The organism is Xanthomonas sp. SHU 199 (genome assembly GCF_000364665.1).
Taxonomy (GTDB): Bacteria; Pseudomonadota; Gammaproteobacteria; order Xanthomonadales; family Xanthomonadaceae; genus Xanthomonas_A; species Xanthomonas_A sontii.
The window spans coordinates 1-17,154 of sequence record NZ_AQOI01000077.1; the positions used below are offsets into that span (position 1 = coordinate 1).

The following is a 17,154-nucleotide window of genomic DNA, read 5'->3' on the forward strand; positions in this document are numbered from 1 at the left end:
GCGCGGACAGCGCCACGCGCTCGCCCGGCCGCGCCACGCGGTGGCCGCGCGCGCGCAGGGCCTCGGCATCGTCGGCGCTGGCGTAGTGGTAGAGCATGGTCCGTTGCAGCAGCTCGGCGGGGTACTCCCGCTCCAGGTCGTCCACGCCAGTATGCGACGGATTGCCGTGAAGACCGCAATCGTGAGCCACCAGTTCGCCGTCGCCGGCATACCGGTTCAGCATTTCCGGGATCGGCCGGGTGTCCCCGCTCCACACCAGCGCGCCCTGCAGGCGCAGGCCGTAAGCAGTCTCCGGCCAGTGGTGACGCACCGGGAATACCTCCAGGCGCACGCCCTCGTGCCAGAACGCATCGCCCACCACGATCAGCTGGAACGCATCCCAGAAGTTGGCGCCGCCCTCGGCCAGCACGTTCGGATAGTCGGCCACGCGGCGGTGCAGCAGCGGCACCACCGTGGCCGGCACATACAGCCGCACCTTGCCGCGGCGCGCGGAGAAATAGCTGTCCACGAACAGCCGCTCGAAGCCGGCGACGTGGTCCAGATGCACGTGGGTGACGAACAAGGCCTGCGGCATCGCGCCGTAGTGCGCCTGATAGGCGGTCAGCCCCTCCCCGCCGCAGTCGATGGTCAGCCACGGCCGGCCATCGCGCTCGATGGTGGCCATCGGCGAGCCAAGCGCCACCGCCGAGGCATTGCCCACGCCCTGGAAACGCAGCGCCCAGTCCGTCATCAGCAGCCGCGCTCCCAGGCCAGGTCGTAGGCGCGGCGCAGGCGCGCGTAGTCCTTCTCCACCGCATCGACGCTGCGCTCGCCGCGCAGTTTCAGCAGCGAACGGCGCAGCCGCTTGAGGTTGCGCTCGCGCCAGCGGGTGGCGGGAATGCGCAGCACGCCGCGGTCGAAGTCGATCAGCCAGCCGCGGCCGTTGCCGTCGAACAGGATGTTCTGCGCATTGAGGTCGGCGTGATCGAGGCCGGCGCGATGGAAGCGCGCGATCAGCCGACCCGCTTCCTCCCACGGTGCGCCGCGACCGGCCAGATGCGCACGATCGGCCAGCGAGCGCACGCCCTCCAGCCGCTCCATCAGGATCGCCGCGCGGTAACGCAGCCCCTGGCGCAGATAACAGGCCGCCAGCGGCCGCGGTACCGGCAGCTTGCGCGCGATCAGCGCGCGCATCAGCCGGAACTCGGCGAAGCTGCGGGTGCGGTCGGCACCGGTCCACAGGTAGCGGTCGCGGACCAGCTTGGCGACCAGCCCACCGCGGCGGTACTGGCGCAGCACGCAACTGCCGAACGGGGCATCGACGAACCAGGCGCCGCCGCGGCCGCCGGCATCCACCGGGCGGGCGCGTTCGCCCCAGGCGGCGGCGGAGAACAGCGCCGGTTCGGCTTGCCGCAGTCGTTCGCGGTCGAACAGAATGGCCCCGTAGCCGCGGCCCTCGCGGTACGGCGTCAGCGCTTCGGTGGCGTCGAATGCAACCATCCAGCGAGTCTAACAACACCATGCCGGCAACGCTCCCTTCGTTGTGCCTGTTGCGCCTGTCGGCGCTGGGGGACGTGACCCACGTGGTGCCGCTGGTGCGGACCCTGCAGCAAGCCTGGCCGCAGGCGCCGGCGCTGCACTGGATCATCGACAAGGCCGGGCATAAGCTGCTCGACGGCCTGCCGGGCGTGGTGTTCCACCCCTACGACAAGCGCAGCGGCGTGGCCGGCATGCGCGCCTTGCGCCGCGAACTGCCGGCGCAAGGCTTCGACGCACTGTTGCAGATGCAGGTGGCGTTGCGCGCCAACGTGCTGTCGGCGTTCGTGCCGGCGCGCCGCCGCATCGGCTACGACCGCAGCCGCTCCAAGGACCTGCACGGCCTGTTCGTCAACGAACGCATCCCCGACCGCCCTGGCATCCACGTGCTGGAGGCGATCGGCAGCTTCTGCGAGCCGCTGGGGCTGCACCAGACCGAGGTGCGCTGGGACCTGCCAGTGCCCGAGGACGCCCACGCCTGGGCGCGTGCGCAATGGCCCGAGGACGGCCGTCCGGCGCTGCTGATCTCGCCCTGCTCCAGCCATCAGCGTCGCAACTGGTATGCCGAGCGCTACGCCGCGGTGGCCGACCATGCCGCCGCGCAGGGCTGGCGGGTGGTGCTGTGCGGCGGCCGCAGCGACCTAGAGCGCAGCACCGCCGACGCCATCGTCGCGGCGGCGCGCACGCCGGTGCTCGACCTGGTCGGCCGCGACACGCTCAAGCAACTGCCGGCGCTGCTGCAGCGCGCCGCATTGGTGATGACCCCCGACTCCGGCCCCATGCACATCGCCAACGCGATGGGGACCAAGGTGCTGGGCCTGCACGCGGCCAGCAACCCGCGCCGCAGCGGCCCGTATTCGGACATCCGCTACTGCGTGGACAAGTACGACGCGGCTGCGCGCAAATACCTGGGCAAGCCGGCCGCGCAGTTGAAGTGGGGCAGCAAGATCGAGTTCGACGGGGTGATGGAGCTCATCGCGGTTGACGATGCGATCGCCGCATTCGAGCGCTATCGGGCCGACCACGGCCACTGAGCCCGGTTGCGGCGCCCGCGGCGCCGCTCTACCATCGCCGCGCGTCCTGCCGCCGACCCGGCCCGCAGGAGCCGCCGTAAGCGTTTACGTCAATCAACGCGCCAACTGCGCCGGATCCGTCCGGGGCTGTTTCCCGTCCGGGCCTGGCAGGCCGCTGGCGGGTGGCGCCTTCGATCGACCGGCTTACGGAGAGTCCGCAATGTCACGTTCCCCGCTGTTTTCCCGCAAGCTGTCCCCGCGCCATGCCGCCTGGGTCACCCCGCTGCTGCTGTCGGTGCTGATGACCTGCATCGTCTCGATGATCAGCACCCTGCGCAGCGTCGGGCTGGCGCCCGGTGTCGGCACGCTCTGGCTCGGCGCCTGGGCGCTGTCCTGGCTGGTGGCCTTCCCCACCCTGCTGCTGGTGCTGCCGCTGGTGCGGCTCCTGACCGGCCTGGTGGTCGCACGCAACTGAGGTGCGGCGCGTTCCGGGAGACGGCAACGCCTCCCGGAACTCTGCCCTCACGCCGAGGCGTTGCGGTAGTCCTGGTAGGACTTCTCTTCCACGTAGCTGGAGCCCAGTGCCAGGTTGATTTCCTTCTTGAGCCGCGCGCGTTCGTCGTTTTCGTAGTACACGCTGCGCGCCAGCTTGATGAACTCCTCGTCGAAGGCCTGCGCCTTCTCCTTGATCCGGATCTCGTCCTCGATCACCCACAGGCGCTCGTTGACCGCCTTCAGTTCCGCGCGCAGGCGCGCCACGTCGCCGCCGGCCGCCGGATGCGCCATCCAGGTCTTTTCCAGCGCCGACAGTTCGGCACGCACATTGGCCAGCTTGCCCGGATCTTCGATGCGCTCGGACTTGATCTGCAGGATGGCGATCTTGTCGAGCAATTCGCCGAAGGACACGGGCACCAGGATTTCGGACATGGCAGACACCAAAAACAGGAGAAGGAAGAGTGTAACGGCGACGCCTTAAGCCAGCGTCGGCACACTGTCGCGAGCGCCAAAAAGCAAAAGGCCCCTGACGGGGCCTCATGCGAAACTGGCGGGAAGGGGGGATGCACTCGGTGCATGCTGCACCCCGCCCTGCGGGCGGCTGCGCCGTGCGCAGCGGCTGTCGCCGATGGGTCGAACCCGCGGGGCTTCTCACCCCCACTCCTGCACCGATCACACTCTGCGACCGCTGGAGGGCGCGCGCGATGAAACTGGCGGGAAGGGGGGGATTCGAACCCCCGAGGCGCTATAAACGCCTGCCTGATTTCGAGTCAGGTACATTCAACCACTCTGCCACCTTCCCGGGTGGTCCCCGGCGGACCGGGGGCGTGCATCATACGGTCCCCGCCGCGCGCGGACAAGCGGCCAGGCGCCGAGCCCCCGCAAGCGCCCCGGCGCCGCGGGGCGATGAACCCCGCCTGCTGCGTGCCGCGCGCGGCGATTGCCTGATCCGCGCGCGACCGCGATGATGCCCGTCGACCCCAGAAAACACCGGCCGGCCGCAGGCGCGCAATGATCGAATTCGGACATCTCACCCACGTCGGCCTGCGCCGCGACCTCAACGAGGACACCTACTACGGCGACCACGAACTGGGGTTGTGGCTGGTGGCCGACGGCATGGGCGGCCACGCCTGCGGCGAGGTCGCCAGCGCCCTGGCGCGCGAGGCCATCGTGCGCGAAGTGCGCGGCGGCACCGCACTGGCGCAGGCCATCCGCATCGCCGACGAGGAGATCATCCGCGCCTCGCAGCGCCGCAACGACACCCTGCCGATGGGCACCACGGTGGTGGCCGCGCGGGTGCAGGGCAACCGCTTCGAGGTGGCCTGGGTCGGCGACAGCCGCGCCTACCTGTGGCGCGACGGCAAGCTGGCTCAGCTCAGCCAAGACCACAGCTACGTGCAGGAACTGATCGCGCAGGGCGCGCTCACCGCCGAACAGGCGCGCGCGCATCCGCATCGCAACGTGGTCACCCAGGCGCTGGGCGTCACCGATCCGCAGCACCTGAACGTGGCGACGATGACCGGCGAGCTGCGCCCGGGCATGCGCCTGCTGCTGTGCAGCGACGGGCTCACCGAGGAAGTGGACGATGCCGGCCTGGCCAACGCGCTGGGCCACGACGACTGCAGCGCGCAGGAATGCGTGGACATGCTGGTCGCCGCCGCGCTCGACGAAGGCGGCTCGGACAACATCACCGCGATCCTGGTGCGCTGTCACTGAATTCGGTGCGGCGCGGCCGCCGCTCCGTCGGCGCAAACCACGTCAGGGCACCGCTGGATACTGCATTCTCAACGCTCAAGCCGGCCAGGCTGCCCTGCAGGAGCAGTTGCAGCCGCGACCGGGCTTTACCGGGAACGCTCCGTCGCGGCTGACGCCGCTCCTACAACAGACGTCCCATCGTCATTCGAGGCGCCCTTCAGCCGGCCACCGCGTCCGCCACGACCGGTTCGGCGTCGTCCCACAGCGCGCGGCCGGCCTTCTTGCGCAGCTTCTCCAGCCGCGCCTGGTGCGCTTCCAGTTCCGAGGCCGTCGGCAACACCCGCGGCCGCGGCAGCAGCATGGTCATGTCGAATGCCGGACCCTGCGCCGCCGCATGCGCGGCGCCGTCCTCGGCCAGGGCGAAACCGATCTCCTCCTGCCCGGAGGTCAGCGCGATGTACACGTCGCTGAGGATCTGCGCATCGAGCAGCGCGCCGTGCAGTTGCCGGTGCGAGTTGTCCACGCCCAACCGCTTGCACAGCGCGTCCAGCGAATTGCGCTGACCCGGAAAGCGCTCGCGCGCCAGCAGCAGGGTGTCGATCACCGTGGCGCGATCGAGGATGCGGCCGTAGGACTCGCCCAGCCGCGACAGTTCGTAATCCAGAAAGCCCAGGTCGAACGAGGCGTTGTGGATGATCAGCTCGGCGCCGTCGATGAACTCCAGGAATTCGTCGACCACCTCGTGGAATTCCGGCTTGTCGGCAAGGAAATCCAGGGTCAGGCCGGTGACTTCCTGCGCGCCGGGTTCGAAATCGCAGTCCGGGCGCAGGTAGCGATGGAAGTTGCGCCCGCTGGGGCGGCGTTCGAGCAGTTCCACCGCGCCGATTTCGACGACACGGTTGCCCTTCTTCCATTCCAGGCCGGTGGTTTCGGTATCGAGGATGATCTGACGCATGGGACTCGCAGCGGAAAAGGAAGACAAGATCAGGTCGCGACGGCGGCGCCGCCGGCGCGCACGTGCAGGGCCTGGTTGCGCGCCAGCTGGTCGACCCGCTCGTTGTCCGGATCGCCGTTGTGGCCCTTGACCCAGCGCCAGTCGATCGTATGCCGCTGCGCGGCCGCATGCAGCCGCTCCCACAGATCGCGGTTCTTGACCGGATCGCCGCCGGCGGTCTTCCACTGCCGGCGCACCCAGCCCGGCATCCATTCGGTGATGCCCTGGCGCACGTACTGCGAGTCGGTGTGCAACACGATCTGGCACGGCTCGTTGAGCGTCTCCAGGGCCATGATCGCGGCCATCAGCTCCATTCGGTTGTTGGTGGTGTGCGCCTCGGCGCCGGCCACCTCGCGCTCCAGTCCCTTGTAGCGCAGCAGCGCGGCCCAGCCGCCGGGGCCGGGATTGCCGAGGCAGGCGCCATCGGTATGGATGTCGACAGTCTTCATGAAACTCCGTGTTCAGATGGAAGCGACCGAGCCGCGCCAGCGGACCGGCGCGCGCAGCGGAATGGGGCCGATGCCGGCGGCGGTGCGCTTTTCCGCCTGCAGCAGGCAGACCGCGCGCAGCGGCGCGGTGGAGGTGGCCGGGCCGACGCCACCGCGGGTCGGCCACACCGGCCCGAGATAACGCAACTGCTCCACGCAGGGCAGGCCGACCTGTTCCAGCAGGCCACGCCAACTGCCGGGCGGGCGCGCCACCAGGCCCTGGCGGCGCCAGCGCAGCCGGTACGGGCTCATCGCGTTGAGCGCGAACAGCCACACGCGGCCGCCTGGCATCAGGATGCGCTCGCATTCCTCCAGCAGTTCCGCCGCGTCGGCGGCGAGCACGTGCTGCAGGACGATGGCGTTGACGCTTTCCGACGGCAGCGGCAGTGGCAGCGTGCACACCAGGTCGCCGGCGTAGCCGCAGGCGCTGCGGTGCAGGCGCACGCCCCGCCCCGGCAGCTCGCGCGCGGGGGGCGGTAGCGGCACCGGGGCCAGCCACAGCCAGGGCTGCGCGGGGCGCTTGAGCAAGGCGTCGAGGATCAGCGGCTGCTCGGCCTGCAGCAACGCCTGCGCCCCGGCAGTATCAAACCAGGATGAGACGTTGGCTTGACGAGGGAGCGACACGGCAGGCATGGTGCCAATTCTATGCGACTGATCGCCCTGCCCGCATTCCAGGATAACTACATCTGGGCGATCGCCACGGACGACGGGCGTGCGTTGCTGGTCGATCCAGGCCAGGCCGAGCCGGTGCTGGAGGCCGCGGCCCAAGGGCTGCAACCCGCCGCCATCCTGCTCACGCATCACCACGACGACCATATCGGTGGCGTCGCCGCCTTGCGCGAACGCTGGCCGGATCTGCCGGTGTACGCGCCGGACGACCCCCGCATTGCCGGATTTTCGTGCGAGCGGGTCGGCGACGGCGATGCCGTGAAGGTGCTGGACTGGCAGTTCGATACCCTGGCCGTCCCCGGCCATACCCGCTCGCACCTGGCCTACGTCGGCCAGGGCCATCTGTTCAGCGGCGATACGCTGTTCAGCCTGGGCTGTGGGCGCATGTTCGAAGGTACGCCCTCCCAGATGTTGGGTTCGCTGCAGCGCCTGTCCGCCCTCCCGGGGCAGACGCTGGTCTGCTGCGGACACGAATACACCTTGGCCAATGCGGCATTCGCCGTCACGGTCGATCCCACCAACGCTGCCCTGCGGCAGCGCCATCAGGAAGCCCAGGCCATGCGTCACGCTGCCCGCCCCACCGTTCCCGTCACGCTCGCCAGCGAACTGGCGACCAATCCGTTCCTGCGCACGGCTTCGGCGGCGATCCAGCAGGCGATCGGCGCCCGGCTCGGCCGGGGGGTGTCCGACGAAGTGGAAGTCTTCGCCGAATTGAGGCGCTGGAAAGACGATTTCCGCGCATGAGGGCGCTGGCGTTGACGGCGGCGCTGACGCTGGCGATAGCGTCGGCGGCGCCCCCCGCGGCGGCCGCGACTCCGCTTGCGGCGGCACTCGAGCAGACCGTGGCGGGCCTGAACGGCCTGCCGACGGACGCGGCGGCACTGCCGCCGCCGACCACCCGTAACGGGCACGACATCCTCGCCCGCTTCCGCGACGGCCTGGCCGATGCGCGCTGCGACGCCGGCGCCACCGATGCGCGCTGGCAGCAGCAGTTCTCGCGCGCGCCGTCGCGGCTGGCCGACGAGGACGAGGACGTCCTGCCGCTGTTCGGCTACGTGGTCGACGAACTGCGTGCGGCCAACCTGCCGACCGAATTCGCGCTGATCCCGTTCGTGGAGAGCGGCTACCGCCCGGCGGCGCGCAACAGCAGCGGCCCCGCCGGCCTGTGGCAGTTCATCCCGGGCACCGCGCGCAACCACGATGTCCCGCTGGAGAACGGTTACGACGGCCGTCTGTCCGCGGTGGACTCCACCCGCGCCGCAGTGCGCTATCTGAAGACCCTGCACGGCATGTTCGGCGGCGACTGGCGCCTGGCGATCATGGCCTACAACGCCGGCGAATACCGCGTGCTGCAGTCGATGCGCCGCGCCGGCATGAACGCGCAGAACGCGCAGCCGGACAAGCTGCCCGGGCTGTCCTCGGTCACCTACGCCTACGTCGAGAAACTGCACGCGCTGGCCTGCGTGCTGGAACAGGCGCAGACCCGCGACGAATGGATGGCCTCGCTGGACCGCGACGTGCCGATCCTGCAGGCGCAGACCCTGCCCGCCGGCATGGCACTGGACGAATGGGCGCGGCGCCAGGCGCTGCAGGGCAATCAGCTCGCCCGGCTGAACCCGGCCCTGGGCAGTGGCCGCAGCACCAAGCGCGCGCTGCCGGTGCTGGCGCCGCGCAGTCTGGGCGGCCCCGTGCTGGCCCAGGACACCGCGCCGCCGGCGCAGGACGACACCCCGGTCGTCGCCACCGTGGCCAGCGCCGACGACGCTCCCGCGCCGAACCGTGCCAAGCGCGCCGGCGCACGCTCCCGCCACACGCACACCGTGCGCGACGGCGACACCGCCTGGAACATCGCCAAGCGTTACGGCATCACCGTGCAGGCGCTGCTGATGAAGAACGGCCTGTCCGCGCGCAGCGTGCTGCGTCCCGGCATGGTGCTGAGCTACGAGGACTGATCGCGCTCCCGCTGCGGCGGGATGAGCTCCGGCCCATGCTGCAACGTCCGCGGATGTGTAGCCACGCCGCGGGGATGACGACCCGTTTCCCAGCGCCTACGACCAGCATGATCGCCTGCAAGGCAGGCCTATCACGGCATCCAGCACCGACGACAACTGCGCGCCTTGCCCCTAGTCCGGCGAAGAAGATCCTGGCCAGGCGCGCAATGCCGGTGGTGCCGACGGCGCTGCACAACATGTGGGCCAGCATGTGGAGCAAGTGCAACGCGCGGCTGCGGCAGCAGTTATGCCTCGATCGCCACGCGCACAGCGCCTCGTGCCAGGCGAAGGCGACGGCGTGACGCGCTTGCCACCCCTTCGCCACCACCAAGCCTGCCGGCGACCACAGCCGCATGCCTGCACTTGCCGCGCCTCTCCCCACGGCGACGCGCGCACGTCGATCAGCCACGCACACGTCGATGCACCTGAAACGCAACAGGCCCGGCAATGCCGGGCCTGTTGCGTGCCGCTTTGCGCTGTCGAAGCCGCGGTTACAGCTGCGATTCCTGCACGCTGATCTTGAAGTGCTTGCGCATCGCATCGACGTAGGCCTTGGCATCGGCCTCGCCTTCGATGCGCGCCAGCTGCTGCTGGAACATCGTCTGCTGCTCGGCCGGCACCTTGCTCAGATCGCCCGGCGTCACCTTGGTGACCGCAAACAGCGCATAGCGCTTGCCCACGGTGCCCGGCGCGGCAGGCAGCTCGACCTTGCCCACCGACGGCTTGCCGTCGGCCGGCTGCGGCGCGCTGAAGATCGCCTGGCTGGCCTGCGCGCTCGGCATCGGCACGTTGCGCGGCAGACCCGGCATCGGGTTGATCTGCAGCTTCTCCGGGCCGGCCAGGGCCTGCAGGGTCTCGCCCTTGCGCAAACGCTCCAGCAGCGCATCGGCCTTGGCAGCGGCCGCCTTGGCGGTGCGGTCGGCATGCACCGCGGCCACGACCTGCTCGTGCACCTTGGCCAGCGGCTGGATCTGCTCCGGCTGGTGCTGGGTCACGCGGATCAGCACGCTGTGGTTCGGCCCCAGGTTGATCGGGTCGCTGACCGTGCCGTCCTGCACCAGGGTGTCGGAGAACGCGGCGCGCAGCACCGCCGGCTGTGCGGCGATGCCACTGGCGGTGGCGCGCGAGAACGGCCCCAGCGTCTGCACCGGCAGTCCCACTTCCTTCGCCGCCGAAGCCAGCGCGGTCGGATTCTTGTAGACCAGGTCCACCAGCTTGCCGCTCAACTCGCTGAAGGCCTTCTCGCTGTCGGCCTTCAACTGCTCGCTGGCGAGCTGGTCGCGCACCTGCTCGAACGACTTGCCTTCGCCGCCCTTGACCTGGCGCAGCTGGATCACGTGATAGCCGAATTCGCTCTTGATCGGGCCGACGATCTCGCCGGGCTTCATCGCGAACAGCGCGTCCTCGAACGGCTTCACCATCACGCCCTTCTCCACCCAGCCCAGATCGCCGCCGGCGTTCTTGGAACCAGGGTCATCGGAGTTGGCGCGGGCCAGCGCGGCGAAATCGGCGCCGGGCTGCTTGGCTTCGGCCGCCAGCTTGGCCGCCTTGGCCTCGGCCGCCTTCTGCGAGGCCGCGTCCTTGCCGGCGCTGATCAGGATGTGCGAAGCCAGCCGCTGATCGGGCTCGACGAAGCGCGCCTTCTCGTCGTCGTAGCGCTTGCGCAGCGTCGCCTCGTCGGCCGGCTTGACCGGCGGCAGGCTGGCCGCGTTGAGGTCGACGTACTCGATCGTCACGGTTTCCGGCTGCTTGAAGTCCGACTTGTGCGAGTCGTACCACTGCTGCACCTGCGCGTCGCTGACCGGTGCGGTGTCGGCCGGCATTTCCGGCAACAGCGCCATCTCCACGTCGCGGGTCTCGCCCAGCATCTTCAGCAGACGCTCGGTTTCCGGCTTGGTGGCGAACGCCGATTCGGCGATGCCCGACGGAATCACCGACTGCTGCAGCGCGTCGCGCACCAGTTGCTGGAACATGGTCGGCGTACGCGGCGGCGTGCCCGAGGCCAGGGCCAGGCGGTAGCGCTCCGGATCGAACTTGCCGTCGTTCTGGAACGCAGGCATGGAGCTGATGTAATCGCGCACCGCGGCATCGCCGATGACCACGCCGGCGCGCTCGGCCGACAGCTTCGCCACCTGCTCGTCGATCAGCTGATCGAGCAGCTTGCGCTTGTTGTCGATGCTTTCGAAAGCGCGCGGATCGAAGTTCTCGCCCTGCTGTTCGCGCGCCTGGATGCGCGCCTGCTCGAAGCGGGTACGGAACTGCTCCGTGCTCACTTCGTGGTGCTGCCACAGCAGCGACACCGGCCACCACGACGGCGCCGACGACCACCACGACGGCGGCGCCTGCACCTTGGCGACATTGTTGGCACCGACGCCACCGAGGTAGCTGTTGTCGATGACGAACAGGAACGGAATCATCAACAGACCGATGATCGCGGTGGCGATCCAGCCCGAGGTCTTTTCGCGAAGTTTCTGCAGCATTGGGAACCGACGGCCTATTGGCGAGCCGCGCAGTTTAACCCGCTTCACGCCTTGCGGCAGAACCGGCGGCCCGGCAACCCGCGCCGCTCATGCGTCAAGGCGGCGAATCCGGAGCGCATCGAGGACCAAAACCAGCACGCTGCGGAAAAAAAGAAACCCCCGATCGCTCGGGGGTTTCGCGTACAAATGGCGGAGTGGACGGGACTCGAACCCGCGACCTCCGGCGTGACAGGCCAGCATTCTAACCGACTGAACTACCACTCCGCGTTTGAACGGAGGCGGGCGCGAGGCCCGCTTTCCCGCAGCGGCCGGGCCGACGCTGGCGCGTGGCGGCGACTGCGAGAAACGAAACCCCCGATCGCTCGGGGGCTTCGGTACAACTGGCGGAGTGGACGGGACTCGAACCCGCGACCTCCGGCGTGACAGGCCAGCATTCTAACCGACTGAACTACCACTCCGCTTTTGAAACTTGTCGCTTGGTGCTCTGGTGGGTGCTGAGGGTTTCGAACCCCCGACCCTCTCCGTGTAAAGGAGACGCTCTACCGCTGAGCTAAGCACCCTAGCGAGTCGATTAGTTTACGGCATCCTTCAGCGCTTTACCAGCCTTGAACGTCGGATTCTTCGACGCCGCGATCTTGATGGAGTCGCCGGTCTTCGGGTTGCGGCCGGTGCGCTCGGCACGGTCGCGCACCTGGAAGGTGCCGAAGCCCACGAGCGTGACGCTGTCGCCCTTCTTCAGGGCCTTGGTCACTTCCGACACGAAGGCGTCGATGGCACGACCGGCTTCGGCCTTGGAGATATCGGCGGCAGCGGCGATCGCGTCGTTCAGTTCGGCTTTATTCATTTCTTGATGACTCCATGTGCGGCAGAAGACCGCGGATTGAGGATCGGGTGTCGGCGTGGCCTGCCTCGCCTGGGCGAGACCCCGATGGATATGTTTTGCACTACCAAGCACGCCCGTTCGCGGTGCTCGCAAGCGCTGCATTTATACCAGCGGGCCCATACCCGCGCAAGCCGAAAAGCCAACAACGGCGCGGGTTTGAGCCGTTTGCGCGGGTGCGGTTCAGCGCGCGTCAGTGCTTGACGCGCGGGTTCGAGGATGCTTTCTGCTTGCGCCGCGACGGTGACTGTTCGGCGTCGGCGGCGGGCTTGGGCGCGAGCGGACGCTCCAGTGCCAGATCCAGCACTTCGTCGATCCACTTCACCGGCACGATCTTCAGATCGCGGGTGACGTTCTCCGGGATGTCGGCCAGATCCTTGCGGTTCTCCTCGGGGATCAGCACGGTGCGGATGCCGCCGCGCAATGCGGCCAGCAGCTTCTCCTTGAGGCCGCCGATCGCCGAGACGCGGCCACGCAGGGTGATCTCGCCGGTCATGGCCACCTCCGACTTGACCGGCACCTTGGTCAGCATCGACACCAGCGAGGTCACCATCGCGATGCCGGCGCTGGGGCCGTCCTTGGGCGTGGCGCCGTCCGGCACGTGCAGGTGGACGTCGTGCTTCTGCAGGAAGTCCGCCTCGATGCCGAGCCGCTCGGCGCGCGAACGCACCACCGACAACGCGGCCGACGCCGATTCCTTCATCACGTCGCCGAGCTGGCCGGTCAGGATCACCGCGCCCTTGCCCGGAACCAGGGTCGATTCGATCTGCAGCAGATCGCCGCCGACCTCGGTCCAGGCCAGGCCGGTCACCAGGCCGATCTCGTTCTGCTCCTCGGCGCGACCGAAGTCGTAGCGGCGCACGCCCAGGTACTTGTCCAGGTTCTTCGAGCCGACGCTGACGCGCGCCTTGTCCTTGCGCGCGGCGGCCTTCTTCGCTGCGGCCTTCTTCGCCGGGGCGGCCGGCTGCGGACCGGCCAGGGCGATCTCCTTGACCACCTTGCGGCAGATCTTGGCCACTTCGCGCTCGAGGTTGCGCACGCCGGATTCGCGCGTGTAGTAGCGCACGATGTCGCGGATCGCGTCGGCACCGATCTCCAGTTCGTCCTGCTTCAGGCCATTGGCCTTGAGCTGCTTGGGCACCAGGTAGCGTGCGGCGATGTTGAGCTTCTCGTCCTCGGTGTAGCCGGGGATGCGGATCACTTCCATGCGGTCCAGCAACGGGCCGGGGATGTTCAGCGAATTGGAGGTCGCCACGAACATCACTTCGGACAGGTCCAGGTCCACTTCCAGGTAGTGGTCGTTGAAGGCGTTGTTCTGCTCGGGGTCGAGCACTTCCAGCAGCGCCGAGGACGGATCGCCGCGGAAATCCATCGACATCTTGTCGATCTCGTCGAGCACGAACAGCGGGTTCTTGCTGCCGACCTTGTTGAGGTTCTGCACGATGCGGCCCGGCATCGAGCCGACGTAGGTGCGGCGATGGCCGCGGATCTCCGCCTCGTCGCGCACGCCGCCCAGCGACATGCGCACGAACTTGCGGTTGGTGGCCTTGGCGATGGACTGGCCCAGCGAGGTCTTGCCCACGCCCGGCGGCCCGACCAGGCACAGGATCGGCCCCTTCATCTGCTTCACCCGCGACTGCACCGCGAGGTATTCGAGGATGCGGTCCTTGACCTTCTCCAGGCCGTAGTGATCGGCGTCGAGGGTTTCCTGCGCGACCTTCAGGTCCTTGCGCACCTTGCTGCGCTTCTTCCACGGCACTCCCAGCAGCCAGTCGAGGTAGTTGCGCACCACCGCGGCTTCGGCCGACATCGGCGACATCTGCTTGAGCTTGTTGAGTTCGGCCTTGGCCTTGGTCTCCACCGGCTTGGGCATGCCGGCCTCGGCGATCTTGCGCGCCAGTTCCTCCAGTTCACCCGGCGCATCGTCGAGGTCGCCCAGTTCCTTCTGGATCGCCTTCATCTGCTCGTTGAGGTAGTACTCGCGCTGGCTCTTCTCCATCTGCGACTTGACCCGGCCGCGGATGCGCTTCTCCAGCTGCTGCACGTCGATCTCGCCGTCGACCAGGCCGACCAGCATCTCCAGGCGCTCGCCCACTTCCAGGGTTTCCAGCAGGCGCTGCTTGTCGGCCAGGCGCACGCCGATGTGCGCGGCGATGGTGTCGGCCAGGCGGCCGGGCTCGTCGATACCGGACAAGGTCTGCAGCAGCTCCGGCGGCAGCTTGCGGTTGGTCTTGACGTACTGCTCGAACAGCGACATCAGCGAGCGCGCGATCGCTTCGACCTCGCGCTCCTCGCGCGATTCGGCGGCGTCGATCTCGCGGCCTTCGCCCTGCAGCGCGCCGTCGCGCTCGGCGACCTTGTCGACACTGACCCGCGACAGGCCCTCGACCAGCACCTTGATGGTGCCGTCGGGCAGCTTCAGCAGTTGCAGCACCTGCGCCAGCGTGCCGACGTTGTACAGGTCGGCCGCCGCCGGGTCGTCGGTCTCGGCGGACTTCTGCGCGACCAGCAGGATGCGCTTGTCGGCCTCCATCGCGTGCTCAAGCGCGCGCATGGATTTGTCGCGACCGACGAACAGCGGGATGACCATGTGCGGGAAGACCACGACGTCGCGCAACGGCAGGACCGGCAGGTCGAGGACTTCGGATTGGGACTGGGCCATGAGGATTCCGATTTGGGAGGCGGGAACGCGATGCGGGCGGCCATAAAAACGCCGATGGCCCCGTTATGGGGCCATCGGCTGGACGATGCAAGGGGAGCGCATAACCCCTTTATGTTTCAGCGACTTACCGGCAGGCACGGGGCGCGCGACGGGGTCGCCGCGCACCGCCTGCCCGGGTCACTCCGCGGAGGCGACCTTGGGCGCCGCCGGCGGGGTCTGGTAGATCAGGTACGGCTCGGACTTGTGCTCGATCACCGACTCGTCCACCACCACCTTGCTGACGTTTTCCTGCGACGGCAGCTCGTACATCGTGTCCAGCAACACCGACTCGACGATGGTGCGCAGGCCGCGCGCGCCGGTCTTGCGCTTGAGCGCCTTCTTAGCGATGGCCAGCAACGCGTCCTGGCGGAACTCCAGCTCCACGCCTTCCATCTCGAACAGCTTCTTGAACTGCTTGGTGATGGCGTTCTTCGGCTCGGTCAGGATCTTGATCAGCGCCGGCTCGTCCAGTTCCTCGAGGGTGGCGACCACCGGCAGGCGGCCGACGAACTCGGGGATCAGGCCGAACTTGATCAGGTCTTCCGGCTCGACGTCGGCCAGGATCTTGCCGACCTCGCGCTTGCGCTCGGAGCTCTTCACCTTGGCACCGAAGCCGATGCCGCCGGCGTCGTTGGAGCGCTGCTGGATCACCTTGTCCAGGCCGGCGAACGCGCCGCCGCAGATGAACAGGATGTTCTTGGTGTCCACCTGCAGGAATTCCTGCTGCGGATGCTTGCGCCCGCCCTGCGGCGGCACCGAGGCGACCGTGCCTTCGATCAGCTTCAGCAGCGCCTGCTGCACGCCTTCGCCGGACACGTCGCGGGTGATCGACGGGTTCTCGCTCTTGCGCGAGATCTTGTCGATCTCGTCGATGTAGACGATGCCCTGCTGCGCCTTGTCGACGTCGTAGTCGCACTTCTGCAGCAGCTTCTGGATGATGTTTTCCACGTCCTCGCCGACGTAGCCGGCCTCGGTCAGCGTGGTCGCATCGGCGATGGTGAACGGCACGTTGAGCAGGCGCGCCAGCGTCTCGGCCAGCAGCGTCTTGCCCGAACCGGTCGGACCGACCAGCAGGATGTTGGACTTGGCCAGTTCGACCTCGTCGTTCTTCTGCCGGCTCTCGATGCGCTTGTAGTGGTTGTACACGGCCACGGCGAGCGTGCGCTTGGCGCGCTGCTGGCCGATCACGTACTGGTCGAGCACTTCCAGGATCTCGCGCGGCTTGGGCAGGCTGCTGCGTGCCGACTGCGCCTTCTCCTCGAGCTCCTCGCGGATGATGTCGTTGCACAACTCGACGCATTCGTCGCAGATGAACACGCTGGGCCCGGCGATCAGCTTACGGACCTCGTGTTGACTCTTGCCGCAGAACGAGCAGTACAGGATCTTGTTGCTGTCGCCGGAACGGCCTTGCCGGTCTTCGCTCATTGCTTCGCTTACCCAGTTACCCCACCCGATGAACGGGGGTTCGATTTCGAGAATAGCACAGGGCCGGGAGGACGCTAGCCCGACCCCGGCCCTGCGGAATACGCTGCGTTTTGCAGTACATGCAAGCCTTATGCCGGCTGGATGGACTCATCCGGACGACGCTCCAGGACCTGGTCGACGAGGCCGTAGGCCTGCGCGTCGACGGCGCTCTTGAAGTTGTCGCGCTCGGTGTCGCGGGCGATGGTTTCCAGCGACTGGCCGGTGTGCTTGGCCAGGATTTCGTTCAGCCGCGCGCGCAGCGTCAGGATCTCGCGGGCGTGGATGTCGATGTCGGTGGCCTGGCCCTGGAAGCCGCCCAGCGGCTGGTGGATCATCACCCGCGAGTTCGGCAGCGCATAGCGCTTGCCGGCCGCGCCCGACGCCAGCAGCAGCGCGCCCATCGAGGCGGCCTGACCGACGCAGATGGTGCTCACGTCCGGCTTGATGTACTGCATGGTGTCGTAGATCGCCATGCCGGCGGTGACCACGCCACCCGGCGAATTGATGTAGATGCTGATGTCCTTCTCCGGATTGTCCGCTTCCAGGAACAGCAGCTGAGCCACGATCACATTGGCCATGTGGTCGTCGATCGGGCCGACCAGGAAGATCAGGCGCTCCTTCAGCAGGCGCGAATAGATGTCGTAGGCGCGCTCGCCGCGGCTGGTCTGTTCGACCACCATCGGAACCAGATTCAAGGCCTTGGTCACATTGTCCACGCGGTGATCTCCTGCTGCTCGGGGTCGGTCCCTGCACGGGGGTGTGCAGGGCT

The 17,154-nt window shown here is 68.2% G+C and carries 16 protein-coding genes and 4 tRNA genes; 5 read left to right on the forward strand and 15 right to left on the reverse strand.

The window, feature by feature from the left end; all coding sequences use genetic code 11:
* Both D183_RS0103745 and D183_RS0103750 read right to left on the reverse strand, forming a co-directional pair.
* Nucleotides 1-730, reverse strand: a 730-nt coding sequence (locus D183_RS0103745; RefSeq protein WP_017907816.1) for an MBL fold metallo-hydrolase, incomplete at its 3' end; no start/stop codon positions are given.
* The gene (locus D183_RS0103750) at nt 730-1,479 is read right to left on the reverse strand and encodes a 3-deoxy-D-manno-octulosonic acid kinase (RefSeq protein ID WP_017907817.1); all 750 of its coding nucleotides are present in this window, start codon (nt 1,477-1,479) and stop codon (nt 730-732) included. The genes D183_RS0103750 and D183_RS0103745, both read right to left, overlap by 1 nt.
* 20 nt (nt 1,480-1,499) lie before the next feature.
* Between D183_RS0103750 and D183_RS0103755 the strand changes: the two genes are divergently transcribed.
* A complete protein-coding gene (locus D183_RS0103755) occupies nt 1,500-2,549 on the forward strand; it encodes a glycosyltransferase family 9 protein (RefSeq protein ID WP_026144167.1) in 1,050 nt (349 codons plus the stop codon).
* 199 nt (nt 2,550-2,748) lie between these two features.
* Nucleotides 2,749-3,003, forward strand: a complete 255-nt coding sequence (locus tag D183_RS0103760) for a DUF2798 domain-containing protein (protein ID WP_017907819.1) — start codon at nt 2,749-2,751, stop codon at nt 3,001-3,003.
* 47 nt (nt 3,004-3,050) lie between these two features.
* On the opposite strand, the gene D183_RS0103765 is transcribed toward D183_RS0103760, so the two are convergent.
* Complete coding sequence (locus D183_RS0103765) at nt 3,051-3,455, reverse strand: DUF6165 family protein (protein ID WP_017907820.1); 405 nt, start codon at nt 3,453-3,455, stop codon at nt 3,051-3,053.
* A 279-nt stretch (nt 3,456-3,734) separates the two neighbouring features.
* Nucleotides 3,735-3,825: transfer RNA gene (locus D183_RS0103770), tRNA-Ser, on the reverse strand.
* A gap of 209 nt (nt 3,826-4,034) precedes the next feature.
* Here D183_RS0103770 and D183_RS0103775 point away from each other — a divergent pair.
* The gene (locus tag D183_RS0103775) at nt 4,035-4,739 is read left to right on the forward strand and encodes a PP2C family protein-serine/threonine phosphatase (protein WP_017907821.1); all 705 of its coding nucleotides are present in this window, start codon (nt 4,035-4,037) and stop codon (nt 4,737-4,739) included.
* Nucleotides 4,740-4,935: 196 nt separating this feature from the next.
* Here D183_RS0103775 and dnaQ read toward each other — a convergent pair whose 3' ends face one another.
* From dnaQ to D183_RS0103790, 3 genes are read right to left on the reverse strand one after another with little or no spacing between them, the layout of a single operon-like run.
* Complete coding sequence (gene dnaQ, locus D183_RS0103780; RefSeq protein WP_017907822.1) at nt 4,936-5,673, reverse strand: DNA polymerase III subunit epsilon; 738 nt, start codon at nt 5,671-5,673, stop codon at nt 4,936-4,938.
* A 29-nt stretch (nt 5,674-5,702) separates the two neighbouring features.
* Entirely contained in the window at nt 5,703-6,161 is a 459-nt protein-coding gene (gene rnhA / locus D183_RS0103785; protein WP_017907823.1) for a ribonuclease HI, read from the reverse strand.
* Nucleotides 6,162-6,173: 12 nt separating this feature from the next.
* The gene (locus D183_RS0103790) at nt 6,174-6,833 is read right to left on the reverse strand and encodes a hypothetical protein (protein ID WP_026144168.1); all 660 of its coding nucleotides are present in this window, start codon (nt 6,831-6,833) and stop codon (nt 6,174-6,176) included.
* Nucleotides 6,834-6,845: 12 nt separating this feature from the next.
* Between D183_RS0103790 and gloB the strand changes: the two genes are divergently transcribed.
* Nucleotides 6,846-7,613 (forward strand): hydroxyacylglutathione hydrolase, encoded by a 768-nt coding sequence (gene gloB, locus D183_RS0103795; protein WP_017907825.1) that lies wholly within the window; start codon nt 6,846-6,848, stop codon nt 7,611-7,613.
* Nucleotides 7,610-8,821 carry a lytic transglycosylase domain-containing protein gene (locus D183_RS0103800; protein WP_017907826.1) on the forward strand — a complete coding sequence of 404 codons (1,212 nt, stop codon included), beginning with the start codon at nt 7,610-7,612 and terminating at the stop codon, nt 8,819-8,821. Before gloB ends, D183_RS0103800 begins: the two co-directional genes overlap by 4 nt.
* A gap of 530 nt (nt 8,822-9,351) precedes the next feature.
* Here the strand turns inward: D183_RS0103800 and D183_RS0103810 are convergent.
* The 8 genes from D183_RS0103810 to clpP form a co-directional block, all read right to left on the reverse strand.
* Nucleotides 9,352-11,340, reverse strand: a complete 1,989-nt coding sequence (locus D183_RS0103810; RefSeq protein ID WP_017907828.1) for a peptidylprolyl isomerase — start codon at nt 11,338-11,340, stop codon at nt 9,352-9,354.
* 187 nt (nt 11,341-11,527) lie between these two features.
* Nucleotides 11,528-11,604, reverse strand: a tRNA-Asp gene (locus D183_RS0103815).
* A 117-nt stretch (nt 11,605-11,721) separates the two neighbouring features.
* Nucleotides 11,722-11,798: transfer RNA gene (locus D183_RS0103820), tRNA-Asp, on the reverse strand.
* A 27-nt stretch (nt 11,799-11,825) separates the two neighbouring features.
* Nucleotides 11,826-11,900 (reverse strand) — tRNA-Val (locus D183_RS0103825).
* A gap of 11 nt (nt 11,901-11,911) precedes the next feature.
* On the reverse strand, nt 11,912-12,325 hold the full coding sequence (locus tag D183_RS0103830; RefSeq protein WP_157835168.1) for an HU family DNA-binding protein: 414 nt from the start codon (nt 12,323-12,325) through the stop codon (nt 11,912-11,914).
* Nucleotides 12,326-12,413: 88 nt separating this feature from the next.
* Nucleotides 12,414-14,882: an endopeptidase La gene (gene lon, locus D183_RS0103835; RefSeq protein WP_017907829.1), complete on the reverse strand. Its 2,469-nt coding sequence runs from the start codon at nt 14,880-14,882 to the stop codon at nt 12,414-12,416.
* A 177-nt stretch (nt 14,883-15,059) separates the two neighbouring features.
* Entirely contained in the window at nt 15,060-16,346 is a 1,287-nt protein-coding gene (gene clpX, locus D183_RS0103840; RefSeq protein ID WP_017907830.1) for an ATP-dependent Clp protease ATP-binding subunit ClpX, read from the reverse strand.
* Nucleotides 16,347-16,474: 128 nt separating this feature from the next.
* Nucleotides 16,475-17,101, reverse strand: a complete 627-nt coding sequence (gene clpP / locus D183_RS0103845; protein WP_017907831.1) for an ATP-dependent Clp endopeptidase proteolytic subunit ClpP — start codon at nt 17,099-17,101, stop codon at nt 16,475-16,477.
* Between the last annotated feature and the right edge of the window lie 53 nt (nt 17,102-17,154).